The sequence below is a fragment of the Polaromonas sp. P1_G1 genome (genome assembly GCF_056405595.1).
Map to the genome: position 1 here is coordinate 46,226 of NZ_JBFUBU010000049.1, position 14,459 is coordinate 60,684.

General features: G+C 65.3%; 15 protein-coding genes. 11 read left to right on the forward strand and 4 right to left on the reverse strand.

Features of this window, described 5'->3' with window-relative positions; translation table 11 throughout:
* Position 1 precedes the first annotated feature (1 nt).
* Genes AC1D1Y_RS21565 through hutU form a run of 4 tightly spaced genes read right to left on the reverse strand, consistent with a single transcriptional unit; the run spans position 2 to position 4,555 of the window.
* Complete coding sequence (locus AC1D1Y_RS21565; RefSeq protein WP_477684146.1) at positions 2-979, reverse strand: Bug family tripartite tricarboxylate transporter substrate binding protein; 978 nt, start codon at positions 977-979, stop codon at positions 2-4.
* Positions 979-1,806, reverse strand: coding sequence for a phosphate/phosphite/phosphonate ABC transporter substrate-binding protein (locus AC1D1Y_RS21570; RefSeq protein WP_477684147.1), 828 nt, complete (start codon positions 1,804-1,806; stop codon positions 979-981). The genes AC1D1Y_RS21565 and AC1D1Y_RS21570 overlap by 1 nt, the downstream gene beginning before the upstream one ends.
* A 23-nt stretch (positions 1,807-1,829) precedes the next feature.
* Positions 1,830-2,843, reverse strand: coding sequence for an ornithine cyclodeaminase family protein (locus AC1D1Y_RS21575; RefSeq protein WP_477684148.1), 1,014 nt, complete (start codon positions 2,841-2,843; stop codon positions 1,830-1,832).
* Between the two features lie 5 nt (positions 2,844-2,848).
* Positions 2,849-4,555, reverse strand: a complete 1,707-nt coding sequence (gene hutU, locus AC1D1Y_RS21580; RefSeq protein ID WP_477684149.1) for a urocanate hydratase — start codon at positions 4,553-4,555, stop codon at positions 2,849-2,851.
* Between the two features lie 198 nt (positions 4,556-4,753).
* Between hutU and hutC the strand changes: the two genes are divergently transcribed.
* The 11 genes from hutC to AC1D1Y_RS21635 all read left to right on the forward strand — a co-directional run bounded on the left by hutC (position 4,754) and on the right by AC1D1Y_RS21635 (position 14,178).
* Positions 4,754-5,464, forward strand: coding sequence for a histidine utilization repressor (gene hutC / locus AC1D1Y_RS21585; RefSeq protein ID WP_477674826.1), 711 nt, complete (start codon positions 4,754-4,756; stop codon positions 5,462-5,464).
* A gap of 58 nt (positions 5,465-5,522) precedes the next feature.
* The gene (locus tag AC1D1Y_RS21590; RefSeq protein WP_477684150.1) at positions 5,523-6,101 is read left to right on the forward strand and encodes a HutD/Ves family protein; all 579 of its coding nucleotides are present in this window, start codon (positions 5,523-5,525) and stop codon (positions 6,099-6,101) included.
* Entirely contained in the window at positions 6,098-7,312 is a 1,215-nt protein-coding gene (gene hutI / locus AC1D1Y_RS21595; RefSeq protein ID WP_477684151.1) for an imidazolonepropionase, read from the forward strand. Before AC1D1Y_RS21590 ends, hutI begins: the two co-directional genes overlap by 4 nt.
* A 189-nt stretch (positions 7,313-7,501) precedes the next feature.
* Positions 7,502-8,236 carry an IclR family transcriptional regulator gene (locus AC1D1Y_RS21600; RefSeq protein ID WP_477684152.1) on the forward strand — a complete coding sequence of 245 codons (735 nt, stop codon included), beginning with the start codon at positions 7,502-7,504 and terminating at the stop codon, positions 8,234-8,236.
* A gap of 27 nt (positions 8,237-8,263) precedes the next feature.
* Positions 8,264-9,022 (forward strand): transporter substrate-binding domain-containing protein, encoded by a 759-nt coding sequence (locus AC1D1Y_RS21605; RefSeq protein WP_477684153.1) that lies wholly within the window; start codon positions 8,264-8,266, stop codon positions 9,020-9,022.
* Between the two features lie 29 nt (positions 9,023-9,051).
* A complete protein-coding gene (locus AC1D1Y_RS21610) occupies positions 9,052-9,720 on the forward strand; it encodes an amino acid ABC transporter permease (RefSeq protein WP_411883756.1) in 669 nt (222 codons plus the stop codon).
* Positions 9,717-10,496, forward strand: coding sequence for an amino acid ABC transporter ATP-binding protein (locus AC1D1Y_RS21615; protein WP_477684154.1), 780 nt, complete (start codon positions 9,717-9,719; stop codon positions 10,494-10,496). Before AC1D1Y_RS21610 ends, AC1D1Y_RS21615 begins: the two co-directional genes overlap by 4 nt.
* A 67-nt stretch (positions 10,497-10,563) precedes the next feature.
* The gene (gene hutG, locus AC1D1Y_RS21620) at positions 10,564-11,373 is read left to right on the forward strand and encodes an N-formylglutamate deformylase (protein ID WP_477684155.1); all 810 of its coding nucleotides are present in this window, start codon (positions 10,564-10,566) and stop codon (positions 11,371-11,373) included.
* Positions 11,374-11,379: 6 nt separating this feature from the next.
* Positions 11,380-12,774: a formimidoylglutamate deiminase gene (locus tag AC1D1Y_RS21625; RefSeq protein ID WP_477684156.1), complete on the forward strand. Its 1,395-nt coding sequence runs from the start codon at positions 11,380-11,382 to the stop codon at positions 12,772-12,774.
* A 388-nt stretch (positions 12,775-13,162) separates the two neighbouring features.
* Positions 13,163-13,870 carry a class I SAM-dependent methyltransferase gene (locus AC1D1Y_RS21630; protein WP_477684157.1) on the forward strand — a complete coding sequence of 236 codons (708 nt, stop codon included), beginning with the start codon at positions 13,163-13,165 and terminating at the stop codon, positions 13,868-13,870.
* Entirely contained in the window at positions 13,867-14,178 is a 312-nt protein-coding gene (locus tag AC1D1Y_RS21635; protein ID WP_477684158.1) for a hypothetical protein, read from the forward strand. The genes AC1D1Y_RS21630 and AC1D1Y_RS21635 overlap by 4 nt, the downstream gene beginning before the upstream one ends.
* The last annotated feature ends 281 nt before the right edge of the window (positions 14,179-14,459 follow it).

The window sequence follows — 14,459 nt, forward strand, 5'->3', positions numbered from 1 at the left end:
GTTATTCGGGTTTGATGTTTTTTTGACGGATCACGTCGGTCCAGCGCTGGGTGTCAGCCTGGATGGCGACCGCCAGGTCGGAAGGTTTTCCGGTCGCAGCATCCATACCGAGTGCGGCCAATTTTTCCTTGAGGGCCGGTGCTGCGAAGAGCTTGACAGTTTCCGCATTGAGTTTGTCGATCACGGCGCGCGGCGTTCCGGCCGGCACCATCAGCGCATACCAGGACACGGCCTCGAAGCGCGGCAGGCCCTGCTCGGCAATCGTCGGTGTTTCGGGCATCACGGCCGAACGCTTGAGGCTGGCCACGCCGAGTGCGCGCAGCTTGCCGCTCTTGATATGCGGCAGCACCGAAGACATCTGCGCGAACATCATGCTGACCTGGCCGCCCAGCAAATCATTGAGTGCCGGGCCTATGCCTTTGTAGGGCACATGCAGCAGTTGCACGCCGCTGTTGAGCGCCAGCAACTCGCCGGCCAGGTGCGCCTGGCTGCCGGCGCCCGGCGAGGCAAAGCTGATGCCGCCCGGCTTTTGCGCGGCCAGCGCCAGCAATTCCTTGACGGAGCGTGCCGGCACGGCGGCGTTCACCACCAGCACGTTTTCCACCGTGGCCAGCATGGTGACGGGCGCGAGGTCGGCGGCCTTGTAGGGCAGGTTGGGGTAGAGGGCCGGATTGACCGCAATATTGCCCAGCGGGACGATGGCCAGGGTGTAGCCGTCGGGTGCGGCTTTCGCGGCCTGGTCAATGCCGATGTTGCCGGCCGCGCCGACCTTGTTGTCGACCACGGCCGGCTGGCCCATGGATTCCGAGAGGCCCTGCGCCAGCACACGGCCCAGCACGTCGACAGGCCCGCCGGGCGGGAAGGGCGCGATGACGTGCAGTGCTTTGGAAGGGTAAGCCTGGGCCGCCGCGCCGAAGGAGGCGGCAAGCAGCAATGCCAGAACAGTGGAACGCGTGATCAGCAGTTTCAGGGGCTTCATCAAATGTCATCCAGTGCAGGCGCAGGCCCGCCGTCCATGGCCGCCAGAGGCCGGTAGTCGTTCGCGTCGGGGAAAGCAAAACCCGCGAGCAGCAGGCGCTGCATCAGCGGTGCAATCTCAGCCGCCGTGGCCGTCGCCAGCAGCGCCTCGCGCAGGCGTGACAAGGTCTCGGGCGGCAAGGCGGCGGTGGCCACCAGCGGAGGAATCGGCAGCGCCGCTGTGCTGGTGAGCGTGCGCACCTGCGCGGCAAAGGCCGGGTCGTAAGCCTTGAGCAGGTCGTGGTAATAGCTATCCAGCGGGCCGGCGTCTATGCGGCCCTCGGCCAGGGCGGTGATCACGCCGCGGGCGTTGATCAGTTCGCCAACCGCTTTGCGGTACAGGCGCGAGCCTCGTGCCCGGCGGTAAGGTGCCAGGTGATGGCGCAGCGCCACGCCGCCCGACATGGAGTCGGCCAACGTGTAGCCGATCACGCCGCCAAACGTGTCTTCCAGGCTGCGGTAGGGCGCGTCGGCCCGTACCACAATGTCGGTGAAATACACCGGCTTGCTGCCATAGCGCGCCGGCGACGGGATAGGCGCGGCCACCAGCGTGGGTTGCTCGCCGCGCTGCGCAAACGGCAGGCCGCACATCATCGCCAGGCCCAGGTCGTCGCGCGCCCACAGCAGCGACAGCGGGGCGGGCGCGTCGTAGTCCATCAAGTCCCAGGGCAGGCCCGCGCGGTCCAGCACCCAGGCCAGCAAGGTCTTCCAGTCGGCCTTGGCCGCGGGCGTGGCCGAGTACATGCGGGCATTGGCGACCAGCGCCTCTCCAGCTTGTGGTGAATTCACGGCGTGCACCCTGCTGGCTCGTTTCAGCGGAACCGCAGCTTTTGCCCCAGGCCCATGCGCTTGGCCTTTTCGAGCATGAAGGCGCCCAGCGCGATGTCCGACAGCGACAGGCCGCGGTGCCAGAACAGATTGGTCTCGTCATCGCTTTCACGCCCGGGCTTGAGGCCCGCGACGATCTGGCCGAGCTCGGCGTGCAGCGTGGCTTCCGACAGCTTGCCGGCGTCCACATGGGCGCGCAGCGCGCCCAGCGGGCCGGCCTTGGCCTGGCCCCAGTCGTCCATCACCATCTTGTCCATGATGTCGGTCAGCGAGAGCTCGACCGCGCTCATGGTGCCGTAGGGGATCACGCAGGCGCCTTTTTTGATCCACTCGGTCTTCAGCATGGGCGTGGGTTTTTCCAGGCGCGAAGCTTCGACCACGATGTCGGCGCCGCGCACGCAGGATTCCCAGTCCTCGGTCACGGTGATCTTCTTGCCCAGGTCTTTCTCAAGCTTGGCGGCAAAGGCGTTGCGGCTTTCGGGCCGGCGCGAGTGCACGCGGATCTCGTCGAAGTTGTAGATCGAGTCGAGCAGGCGAACGTTCCAGTAGGAGGTGCCGCGCGCGCCTATGTGGCCCAGGATTTTCGAGTTCTTGCGCGCCAGGTGCTTGGCGCCCAGCGCGGTGATGGCGCCGGTGCGCATGTCGGTGATGTCCGAGGCGTCGATGATGGCGATGGGCGAGCCGTTCTTCGGGTCGAACAGGTTGAGGATCGCCAGCTCAGAAGGCAGCCCTTGCTCGTAGTTCTTGTAAAAATCGCCCACCACTTTCACGCCGGCCAGGCCCAGCGGGCGTATGTAGCCGCGCAGCACGTTGAAGTGGCCGGGGTAGTCTTTCTCCGGCACCAGGTGCATGCGCGGCTCTATGGTCGTCTGTTTGTTGCCCTGCGCGTGCAGGGCCTGCTCGACGGCGGCGATGATCTCGGCGTCGGTCAGGGCCAGGGCCTGGACGTCGGGGTGGTTCAGGTAGGTGAGGTGGATCTCGGCGGTGCTATCGGACATGTGTTTCAGCTTCCTATCATGGGCAGGTTCAGCCCGTTGTCTTTGGCGCTTTGTTTGGCGATGTCATAGCCCGCGTCGGCATGGCGCATCACGCCGGTGGCCGGATCGTTGAACAGCACGCGGGCGAGTTTTTCCGACGCGTCGGCCGTGCCGTCGCAGACGATGACCACGCCCGAATGCTGCGAGTAGCCCATGCCCACGCCGCCGCCATGGTGCAGGCTGACCCAGGTCGCGCCGCTGGCGGTATTGAGCAGGGCATTGAGCAGCGGCCAGTCGCTCACGGCATCGCTGCCGTCCTTCATGGCCTCGGTCTCGCGATTCGGCGAAGCGACGGAGCCGCTGTCCAGGTGGTCGCGGCCGATGACGATGGGGCCCTTGAGCTCGCCGTTCTTGACCATCTCGTTAAAGGCCAGGCCCGCGCGGTGGCGCTCGCCCAGGCCAATCCAGCAGATGCGCGCCGGCAGGCCCTGGAAGGCGATGCGTTCTTCGGCCATGTCCAGCCAGCGATGCAGGTGCTTGTTTTCCGGGAACAGCTCTTTCATCTTCGCGTCGGTCTTCTTGATGTCTTCCGGGTCGCCCGAGAGCGCCACCCAGCGGAAGGGGCCGACGCCGCGGCAGAACAGCGGGCGGATGTAGGCGGGCACAAAACCGGGGTAGTCGAAAGCGTTGTCCACGCCGAAGTCTTTCGCAACCTGGCGCAGGTTGTTGCCGTAGTCCACCGTGGGAATGCCCATTTCGTGGAAGGCCAGCATGGCCTTGACGTGGACCGCGCAGGATTCGCCCGCGGCTTTTGTCAGCGCGGCATGCTGGGCCGGGTCTTTCTGTGCGGCTTTCCATTGCGCAACTGTCCAGCCAATCGGCAGGTAGCCGTTGATGATGTCGTGGGCCGAGGTCTGGTCGGTCACGATGTCGGGGCGCAGGCCGCCGGCCTTGGCGCGTCTGGCCAGCTCGGGAACAATCTCGGCCGCATTGCCGCACAGCGCGATGGAGACGGCCTCCTTGCGCGAGGTGTGGTGCTTGATCATCTCCAGTGCTTCGTCAAGGTCCTTGGCCTGCTTGTCGACGTAACGGGTGCGCAGGCGGAAGTCGATGCTGGACTGCTGGCACTCGATGTTGAGCGAGCAGGCGCCGGCAAAGGTGGCGGCCAGCGGCTGCGCGCCGCCCATGCCGCCCAGGCCGGCGGTCAGCACCCAGCGGCCCGCGAGGTCGCCGTTGAAATGCTGGCGGCCCGCTTCCACAAAGGTCTCGTAGGTGCCCTGCACGATGCCCTGGGTGCCGATGTAAATCCAGCTGCCGGCCGTCATCTGGCCGTACATCATCAGGCCGGCGCGATCCAGCTCGTTGAAATGCTCCCAGGTCGCCCACTTGGGCACCAGGTTGGAGTTGGCGATCAGCACGCGCGGCGCGCCCGGGTGGGTGCGGAACACGCCCACCGGCTTGCCCGACTGCACCAGCAGGGTTTCGTCGGCCTTGAGCTTGCGCAGCGAGTCGAGGATGGCGTCGAAGGCCGGCCAGCTGCGCGCCGCCTTGCCGATGCCGCCGTAAACCACGAGCTCATCGGGGTTTTCGGCGACTTCCGGGTCCAGGTTGTTCTGGATCATGCGGTAGGCCGCCTCGATCTGCCAGTTGGCGCAGCTCAGCGTGCTGCCGCGGGGGGCACGCACCGGGCGGGCCTTGCTGTCAAGGAAAGGGGTTTGGGAAAGGTCGGACATGGGGCTGCTCCGGAAATAAGAACAAAAAACTTTTCGGACATTCCAGGAAAGAATGCGCGGTGACTGGTATAAATCGTAGTTGTCTATACAACTTGTGTCAACTGGCGTAATCTACGGTTTGTGCGCGCAAGGGCTGCAAAGGGATCGCCCCCGGCCTTTTGCGGTGACAATGTTTTTTTCTTACACACCCGCTGAACCATGGCCACCACACCACTGCCCGCCTACGGCCAAGTCAAGGCATTCATCAAGAAACGCATCAGCGCCGGCACCTGGAAGCCGGGCGACCCGGTGCCCAGCGAATCCGTGCTGATGGAGCAGTTCGGGGTGAGCCGCATGACGGTGAACCGAGCGCTGCGCGAGCTGATGGGCGAGGGCCTGGTCACTCGCATCCAGGGCTCCGGCACCTTCGTCGCGGAGCTGCACCGCATTTCGTCCACGCTTACCATTCGTGACATTCATGAGGAGGTGGTGGAGCGCGGCCATGTGCACACTTCGCGCGTGCTGTTGGCTGAATCCGAAAAAGCCAGCGCCGACCTGGCACGCACCCTGGGCCTGCGGTCGGGCGGCCGGGTGTTCCACACCATCCTGATTCACCTGGAGAACGGCGTGCCCATTCAGTATGAAGACCGCTACGTCAACCCGGCGGCGGCGCCGCACTACCTGGAAACCGATTTCAGCGAGACCACGCCCACGCACCACCTGCTGGCCGAGGCGCCCTTGACCGAAGCCAGCTATTCGATCGAAGCCTGCCTGCCTTCCGCGCTCGAGGCCAAGCACCTGGAGATCAAGCTGGGCGAGCCTTGCCTGGCCATGATGCGGCGCACCGTGAGCGGCAGCAACATCGCCAGCGTGGCGCGCCTGGTGTATCCGGGCTCGCGCTACAGCTTTGCCGGGAAGTTCCAGGCATGAGCCCGCCGGGCCGCCCCAAGGGCTCATACCGTAGCGCTGCAGCGCGGAGGTCTCTCGCATGAATTCTGCAAACCGCTCCGTCTGGAACATCGTCCGCCTGGCCGACATTCCCGCCACGCCCTGGCGCAACGGCGGCGGCGTCACGCGCGAACTGGCCATGTGGCCAGCTGCGGGCGACTGGGCCTGGCGCATGTCGGTGGCCGACGTTGACAAAAGCGGCCCTTTCTCGAAATTCGAAGGCATAGAGCGCTGGTTCGCCGTGCTCGAAGGCGCAGGCGTGCAGCTGGAGGTGGCCGGTGTGCCGCATCGTGTGACGGCCGCCGACGCGCCCTTGTTCTTTGACGGCGCGGCCGCTACGGATTGCGAACTGATAGCCGGCAAGACGCGGGACTTCAACCTCATGGTGCGCAGGGGCCCAAAGCCTTCGCGCATGGTGCGCGTGGAGGGCCGTTTTTCAGAAGCCCTGCATGCCGGGACGACCATCGCCGTGTACGCGCACACTTCGGCCGCAACGGTGCTGTTTGACGAGGAGGCGCTGCAACTGGCCCCCGCCAGCCTGGCCTGGCGCACGGTCACGGGCAGTGCCGCGGTGCGTGTCGCCGCGCAGCAAGCCCTCTGGATGGAGATTCCCGCATGAGCCTGCAACTCTGGACCCACTGCAACATCGCCACGCTGCAGGCCGATGCCGCCCAGCCGTATGGACTGATGGAAGATGCCGCACTGGTGGTGGAAGGCGAGTCCATCGCCTGGGTCGGTCCGCGCGCGGAACTGCCGGCCGCACTGCTGGCGCGCTGCACGGCGCAGCATGACGCGGGCGGCGCACTCATCACGCCCGGCTTGATCGATTGCCACACCCACCTCGTTTACGGCGGCGACCGCGCCCATGAGTTCGAGCTGCGCCTCAATGGCGCGAGTTATGAAGACATCGCCCGCGCCGGCGGCGGCATTGCTTCCACCGTCAAGGCCACGCGCGCCGCGAGCGCGCAGGAGCTGCAGACGCAAAGCGCGCCCAGGCTCAAAGAATTGATCGCTGAAGGCGTGACCACGCTCGAGATCAAGTCCGGCTACGGCTTGGCGCTCGAGCACGAACGCAAGGCGCTGTCCGTCGCGCGCGCGCTGGGGCAGGCCCATGCGGTGGACATACGTACGACCTTTCTGGGCGCGCACGCCGTGCCCGCCGAATTCGCCGGCCGCACCGATGCCTACGTCGATGCCGTGCTCGAGATGTTGCCGGTATTGCACGCCGAGGGCCTGGTCGATGCGGTTGATGCCTTTTGCGAACGCATCGCCTTCAGCACCGCGCAGACTGAACGTGTCTTCGCCGCCGCCAAAGCCCTGGGCATTCCGGTCAAACTGCATGCCGAGCAGCTCAGCGACAGCGGCGGCGCGCAGCTCGCGGCGCGGTATGGCGCGCTCAGCTGCGACCACCTCGAATGGCTGTCGGCCGAAGGCGCGCAGGCCATGGCGGCGGCCGGTACCGTCGCGGTGCTGCTGCCAGGCGCTTTCTACTTTTTGCGCGAAACCAGATTGCCGCCCGTGGCCCTGCTGCGCGAGCAGCACGTGCCCATGGCGATCTCCACCGATTGCAACCCGGGAAGTTCGCCCTGCACCTCGCTGCTGCTGATGCTCAACATGGCCTGCACGCTGTTTCGCCTGACGCCCGAAGAAGCGCTGGCCGGCGTCACGCGCCACGCCGCCGCCGCCCTGGGCCTGCGCGACCGCGGTGTACTGGCAGAGGGCAAACGAGCCGACTTCGTGCTGTGGGGCGTGCAGCGGCCCGCCGAGCTGAGCTATGCCCTGGGCGCCAACCCGCGCCTGAAGACCGTCTTCAAAGGCCGCTTGGTATGAATGTTGCTCCACGCTGGTGCGCTGCGCCGGCGTGTGGACAGCCATGCGCCTGGGCGTGAGTTGTCGCGCATGAGTTGCCGCTGATGGCGCAAAGCCCGCGTGCCGCCGAACGCCAAAAAAGAAACAGCCATTCCCAGCCAATGAGAAATAGTGCTTTGCGCGTACAGGCAAGCACCGGATACTGACGCGATGTTGCCCGATGCCCCCGCCCTTTCCACCGCTTCCGCCGTTGATCGCGCGCTGGTGGTGCTGGCCACGCTGGCGCAGCATGGGCGCCCCCTGACGGCCGTGGAACTGCTGGCCAAGACGGGCCTGAGCCAGAGCACGCTGTACCGCCAGTTGCTTTCGCTCAAGCGCTGGGGATTTGTGCTTGAAATGGACGGCCGTTACGCGCCCGGGCCCTTGAGCCTGCAGCTGGCCCTGGGTTACGACTTGGCGTCCCATCTGGCGCAGCAGGCGCGCCAGGAAATGCAGATGCTGGCGCAACAATCACAGGAAAGTGTCGGCCTGATCGTCGCGGTCAACGGCCAGGCCATTTGCATCGACATGGTCGAAAGCAGCCAATCCCTGCGCTGCTCTTTTGAAAAAGGCCGCAGTGTGCCTCTCGAAAAAGGCGCCTCGGCGAAATGCCTGCTGGCCCATATGCCGGCCGCGGCATTGAGCGCCGCGCTGGCCCCTGATCGCCAAGGCCCCGAGTTGCCGGCCGAACTGGCCGAAATCCGCAAGGCCGGCTTCGCGGTCAGTGACAGCGAGGTGGATGCCGGTGTCTGGGGCGTCAGCGTGCCCTTGTTCGCCATGGGAAAACAAGCCGTCGGCGCCCTGACATTGATGGCGCCCAGCGTGCGTGTTCAGGGCAAACACCCGCCCCTGATCCAGATGGCGGTGGTCACCGCCGCCCGTATTTCCCGAAGTTTGAGCCGTTGAATTTATTTAACCCCCTGGAGAGACCCCATGAACTTTCGTCGCCAATTCCTTGCCTCCTGCCTTGCCGTCCTCGGCCTGGCCGCTTTCAGCGCACATGCGCAGGACGTGCTCCGTGTCGGGACCGACGCCACCTTCCCGCCCATGGAATATGTTGAAGCCGGTAAACGCACCGGCTTTGACATCGAGCTGGTGGAAGCCGTCGCCAAGACCTTGAACAAGCGCGTCGAGTGGATAGACATCGACTTCAAGGGCCTGGTCCCCGGGCTGGTGTCCAAGCGCTTTGACATGGCGGTGTCGGCCATCTACATCACCGACGAGCGCAAGAAGGTCGTGGACTTCACCGACTCTTACTATGCGGGCGGCCTGGTGGCCATGGTGAAGGAAGGCAATACCGCCATCAAGACACTGGCCGACCTGAACGGCAAAAAAGTGACCGTGCAGGTGGGCACCAAGTCGGTGAGCTACCTGGCCGCCAACTATCCGCAGGTGCAGCTGGTGGAAGTCGAGAAGAACCAGGAAATGTTCAACCTGGTCGACATCGGCCGCGCCGACGCGGCCGTGACCGGCAAGCCGGCCGCCTTCCAGTACGTGCGCACCCGCGGCGGCCAGCGCGTGCTCGAGCAGCAGCTCACCACCGAAGAGTACGGCATGGCGCTGCGCAAGGACACGCCCGAGCTGACCAAAGCCGTCAACGGCGCCCTGGCCAAGCTCAAGGCCGACGGCACTTACGCGCAGATCGTGAAGAAGTGGTTCAGCAACACCACGGCTCCAGCCACTGCTAAATAAGAAAACAAGAAAACCCGGGAGCGCATCGGATGGAACTCGATTTCTCCCCCGCTTTCGCGGGGTGGCGCAACCTGTTGTCGGGTGCGCTGGTGACCGTGGAAATCACGGCGGTGGCCCTGGTGCTCGGCTGCATCATGGGCTTGCTGGTGGGGATCGGGCGCCTCAATCCGGCCAGGCGCGTGGTCTATGCGCTGTGCACCAGCTATGTGGCGGCCATACGCGGCACGCCGCTGCTGGTGCAGCTGTTCATATTGTTTTTCGGCCTGCCGCAGTTCGGCATCATGCTGCCGGCGTTTTTGTGCGGCGTGATCGGCCTGGGCATTTATTCCGGCGCCTATGTGTCTGAGATCGTGCGCGGCGCCATCCAATCCATCGACAAGGGCCAGATGGAGGCCGCGCGCTCTATCGGCATGTCCTATGGGACTGCCATGCGCAACATCATCCTGCCGCAGGCGCTGGTTCGCATGATCCCGCCGCTGGGCAACGAATTCATCGCGCTGATCAAGAACTCCGCGCTGGTGTCGCTGCTGACCATTCATGAGCTGATGCACGAGGGGCAAAAAATCATCAGTGTTTCCTACCGTTCACTGGAGGTCTATCTCGTGATTGCCGTCATGTATTTTGTGCTGACCGGGCTGACGACGCTGGCGCTGCGCCGCATCGAGCAGCGGCTGCGCGCCGGAGGCATGGTGCAATGAACACGCCAGAACCTGTCGATAGCAAACCCATCGTCACCATCCGGGGATTGCGCAAGTCCTTCGGCGAGCACGTGGTGCTGCACGGCATTGATTTTGACGTCCAGCCCTCGCAGGTGGTGGTTGTCATCGGGCCCAGCGGCTCCGGCAAGAGCACGTTCTTGCGTTGCTGCAACGGGTTGGAGACACCCGACAGCGGCCGGGTCGAGATCTGCGGCCGCGTGCTGGCCGATGCCGGCCGTATGCTGGACGACCAGGCGCTGAACCATTTGCGCGAAGACGTCGGCATGGTGTTCCAGTCCTTCAACCTGTTTCCGCACCTGTCGGTGATCGACAACATCACCGTCGGCCCGCGCAAGGTGCGCGGCTTGTCCAGGCAGCAAACCGAAGCCGAAGCCCTGGCGCTGCTCGACAAGGTGGGCCTGGTGCAAAAAGCCCATGCCATGCCGGCCAGCCTGTCGGGCGGCCAGAAGCAGCGGGTCGCGATTGCCCGCGCGCTGGCCATGCAACCCCAACTGATGCTGTTTGACGAGCCCACCTCGGCGCTGGACCCCGAGCTGGTGGGTGAGGTGCTGCAGGTCATGAAGCTGCTGGCGGGCGAGGGCATGACCATGATGGTGGTGACCCATGAAATGGACTTCGCGCGCGAGGTCGCCGATGTGGTGGTGGTGATGGATGGCGGCGCCTTGATCGAAGCCGGGCCGCCCGATATCATCTTCACGAACCCCACGCAGGCGCGAACGCGCGATTTCCTTCACGCCGTGTTGTCCCGGAGTTGAGCTGTCTTGTTTTTGCGGTCTTGTATTCCAACCCGCGCCCCCAAACCGTTTTTCAGGTTCAGATCCCATGAGTGAGTTCAGCGAAGTTTTCACCCTGCAGCAAGGAAGCGTGCCGCTGCTGGTCAGCATGCCGCACATAGGCACGGAGATCCCGGCCGAGCTGCAGGGCGGCTACACGCCCGAAGCGCTCAAGGTCGAGGACACCGACTGGCATCTGCATCGGCTCTACAACTGCCGCGTGGTGGGCGCCAGCATCCTGCGGCCGCGCTACTCGCGTTATGTGATCGATTTGAACCGCCCGCCCGACGATGCCCCCATGTACCCGGGTGCGTCCAACACCGAACTGTGCCCCACGCGGTTTTTCAGCGGCGCGCCGCTTTACAAACCCGGTCAGGAGCCCGGCCCCGAAGAGCGGGCGCGGCGGCGCGAAGCCTACTGGCAGCCCTACCATTCGGCGCTGGCCGCCGAACTGGCACGGCTGAAAGCGCAGCACGGCTTTGCCCTGCTGTGGGACGCGCACAGCATACGCTCGCACATTCCGTGGTTGTTCGAGGGTAAGCTGCCCGACCTCAACATCGGCACCGCCAGCGGCGCCAGTGCGCATGAATCCATCACCGCTGCGGTGGTGCAGGCCTGCGAGGCCGTGCCCCACATCAGCACCGCCGTCAACGGCCGCTTCAAGGGCGGTTACATCACGCGCCACTACGGCCGGCCGGCCGACGACGTGCACGCCGTACAGCTCGAGATGTGTCAAAGCCTTTACATGCAGGAAGTGCCGCCCTACGACTATGACGAGGCCCTGGCCTGGCAGGTGCAGCCCTTGCTGAGGAATATGGTGGCCGGCGCGCTGCAGGCCGCCAACCATCTTTACGCCTGAGGCGCCATGATGGTGAGCAGCGGCATCAAGACCTTTTTCGCGCCCCAGGCCTGGGTGCAAGGTGCGTGGGCCAAAGACGTCCTGTTGACGGTGGCCGCCAACGGATGCTGGCAAAGCATCCAGCCCGGCGCCACGGCGCAGCAACAGCAGGGCGTAACACGTTTGCCCGGCCCGGTGCTGCCCGGCCTGGTCAATGCGCACAGCCATGCCTTCCAGCGCGCCATGGCCGGCCTCACGGAGCGCCGCAGCGCCGGTGCGCATGCGTCCGACGATTTCTGGAGCTGGCGTGACCGCATGTACAGCGCGGCCAACCGCATCACGCCGGAGCAGCTCGAGGTGATCGCGATCCAGCTTTATGCCGAGCTGCTGGCCGGCGGTTACACCCAGGTCTGCGATTTCCATTACCTGCACAACGATGTGAGCGGCGCGACCTACGCCGACCCGGCCGAAATGTCGCTGGCCCTGGTGCGGGCGGCGCAGCGCACCGGCATCGGCCTCACCCTGCTGCCCACGCTGTACATGCGCTCCGGCTTCAAGGCCGCGGGCCTGCGCGAAGACCAGCGCCGGTTTTCCTCCACGCCCGAGAGCGTGATGCGCGTGGTCGAGCAGGTGCAGCGGCAAACACAAGGCGATGCGCGCATCAACGTCGGCGTTGCCGCGCATTCGCTGCGCGCCGCCGGGCCGGCCGCCCTGCACGAACTCAGTGTTGCAGCCAAGGAGGCCGGCCTGCCGGTGCACATCCACATCGCCGAACAGACGCAGGAAGTCGAGGACTGCCTGGAACACACCGGCCAGCGCCCGATCGAATGGCTGCTGAACAACGCCGGCGTCGATGCCCGCTGGAACCTGGTGCACGCCACCCACGCCACACCGGCCGAACTGCAGGGCGTGCAGGGCACGGGCGCGGCCATCGTGATCTGCCCCGCGACCGAGGCCAACCTCGGCGACGGTGTGTTCGACCTGCCGACCTATGCCGCGGCGGGCGGCCGCTGGTCGATAGGCTCCGACAGTCACGTCACGCGCAGCTGGCCCGAAGAACTGCGCCTGCTTGAATATTCGCAGCGCCTCACGCTGCGCCAGCGCAACATTGCCGCGCGCGTCTTTGGGAATGAAAGCAGCGCGACCGGCCTGTTCGAAGCCGCGCTGGCCGGTGGCTTTCCCGCCACAGGCCGCATGCAGGCCGGCCTGGCGCCCGGCCACCGCGCCGATTTTGTGACGCTGGACCTGGAATCCCCCGCGCTGCTGGGTGTGCCCGCCGGCCATCTGCTGGATGCGCTGGTGTTTTCCAGCCCGGGAGCGGCGTTTGGCGGGGTGTTTGTGGCGGGCGAGCGCGTCGCCGCGCCTTCGCCTGAGCGCACGCGGGCCTTTGCCCGTGCCATGCGGGAGTGGTGGGCGGGCTGACTCCGTTTGCCAGGGGTGCCCGCGTGTTTTCTTGCTCCTTCCCCCACTGGGGGAAGGCGGGGATGGGGGCTCTCCAGCCTGTGATCCACAGCCGGCCTTAGCATCCATCGCTGCAGGCCCCCATCCCAACCTTCCCCCAAAGGGGGAAGGAGCAAGAGGGCCGCGTCCATCCGAACCTTCCCTCCAAAGGAAGGAGGTTTAGGCCCATCGGCTCCATAAGCTCTTTTTTAGCCGGATTGCCTCATTGACCTGCCCGGCTTGCCGGACAATCGGTGCATCAACAGGGGCTGGCGACCCGTTCGGCCCGGCACACGGCATGGCCATAGACTATGCCTGTCAGGCAGTCCGCTGACCTGGCCCAGAAGAATCGACACAAGGGGGGAGTTGAATGACCATGAACGCCACGTCGGCCGTCGACGCATTTGTGGAGGAGACCGGCTTCGGCAACTGGTTCCTGCGCACCATGACCTGGAAGGTCCATGTGCTGAACCGCGCCTTGAACGACCTGCAGACGCTGCTGCCGCCCGGCGCGCGCTACGACCGGGTGCTCGACGTCGGCTGCGGTTTCGGCCATTCGTTTGCCGAGCTGTCCAAGCGCTTTTCCCCGCAGCTGATTGTCGGCATGGACATGGACCCGGACCTGCAGCAGCGCGCCGGCGCCGAGGCCAGGGCCTGCGCCAGCCCGGTGGAGCTGCACGCCGGCAACGCCTCGCGCATGCCGTGGCCCGACAAACATTTCGACATGGTCTTTTGCCACCAGACCTTCCACCACATCGTGGCCCAGGAAGAGGCCATGGCCGAGTTTTTCCGGGTGCTCAAGCCCGGGGGCGTGCTGCTGTTCGCCGAGTCGACGCGCAAGTACATCCATTCGCTGCCCATACGCGTGCTGTTCCGCCATCCCATGGACGTGCAGCGCACCGCGCCCGAGTACATCGCCATGGTCAGGCGCGCCGGCTTCGAACTGCCGGATGCGCGCGTCTCGCTGCCCTACCTGTGGTGGAGCCGGCCCGACCTGGGCTTTCTGGAGTGGATAGGCCGGCCGCTGCCGGCCGATCGCGAGGAAACCCTGGTCAATGCCGTGGCGGTGAAACCTTGAGCGGCGCTGCCGCCGCGCCTGCCGCCCGCCTGGGCCTGTCCGCCGTGGTCAACGGCTTTATCCGGGACAACATCCGGACCATCGAAATGATCGGTGTGCTGATGCGCATCTTCAGCTTTGGGCTGGTCAGCTGGATGGGGCCGGCCAGCCCGTTTCTGTTTGTCTGGGCTTTCAACACCGTCGATGCGGTCATGCTGTCATGGTGCTCGCTGCTCAAGCGTGATGCGGCTTATTCGCTGCTGAACCTGTTCTGGATTTTGGTTGGGGTGGTGGGGATGCTCAGGGCTGGTGGGTTGATTGGGGGCTAGGACCTTGTCGAAGGGTTGAAGCTCTTGGTCGTTTTGGAGCCTGAGGTGTTCTAGGTTCCGGAGCCGGGATCGCCCGGCATGCGACTCACTTTTCTTTGCTTCRCCAAAGAAAAGTAAGCAAAAGAAAGGCGACCCGCAGTCTGGGTCCCTACGCTTCGCTTCGGGCAACCTGCGGTGCTCGACTACGGCGGGGTCTCGCGCAAACTCGCTTCGCTCARACAAGCGCGATCCCTGATCCGCCTACGTCTGCGCTCCTCGGCCCAGCCAGGACGGGGCAATCG

Bases quoted from the DNA above. Each gene is read 5' to 3' on its own strand.
- AC1D1Y_RS21575 (WP_477684148.1), bottom strand. From the start codon at position 2,843: ATGTCCGATAGCACCGCCGAGATCCACCTCACCTACCTGAACCACCCC.
- hutC (WP_477674826.1), top strand. From the start codon at position 4,754: ATGGCCACCACACCACTGCCCGCCTACGGCCAAGTCAAGGCATTCATC.
- hutG (WP_477684155.1), top strand. From the start codon at position 10,564: ATGAGTGAGTTCAGCGAAGTTTTCACCCTGCAGCAAGGAAGCGTGCCG.
- AC1D1Y_RS21605 (WP_477684153.1), top strand. From the start codon at position 8,264: ATGAACTTTCGTCGCCAATTCCTTGCCTCCTGCCTTGCCGTCCTCGGC.
- hutI (WP_477684151.1), top strand. From the start codon at position 6,098: ATGAGCCTGCAACTCTGGACCCACTGCAACATCGCCACGCTGCAGGCC.
- hutU (WP_477684149.1), bottom strand. From the start codon at position 4,555: ATGTCCGACCTTTCCCAAACCCCTTTCCTTGACAGCAAGGCCCGCCCG.
- AC1D1Y_RS21610 (WP_411883756.1), top strand. From the start codon at position 9,052: ATGGAACTCGATTTCTCCCCCGCTTTCGCGGGGTGGCGCAACCTGTTG.
- AC1D1Y_RS21590 (WP_477684150.1), top strand. From the start codon at position 5,523: ATGAATTCTGCAAACCGCTCCGTCTGGAACATCGTCCGCCTGGCCGAC.
- AC1D1Y_RS21625 (WP_477684156.1), top strand. From the start codon at position 11,380: ATGATGGTGAGCAGCGGCATCAAGACCTTTTTCGCGCCCCAGGCCTGG.
- AC1D1Y_RS21600 (WP_477684152.1), top strand. From the start codon at position 7,502: ATGTTGCCCGATGCCCCCGCCCTTTCCACCGCTTCCGCCGTTGATCGC.
- AC1D1Y_RS21630 (WP_477684157.1), top strand. From the start codon at position 13,163: ATGACCATGAACGCCACGTCGGCCGTCGACGCATTTGTGGAGGAGACC.
- AC1D1Y_RS21615 (WP_477684154.1), top strand. From the start codon at position 9,717: ATGAACACGCCAGAACCTGTCGATAGCAAACCCATCGTCACCATCCGG.
- AC1D1Y_RS21565 (WP_477684146.1), bottom strand. From the start codon at position 979: ATGAAGCCCCTGAAACTGCTGATCACGCGTTCCACTGTTCTGGCATTG.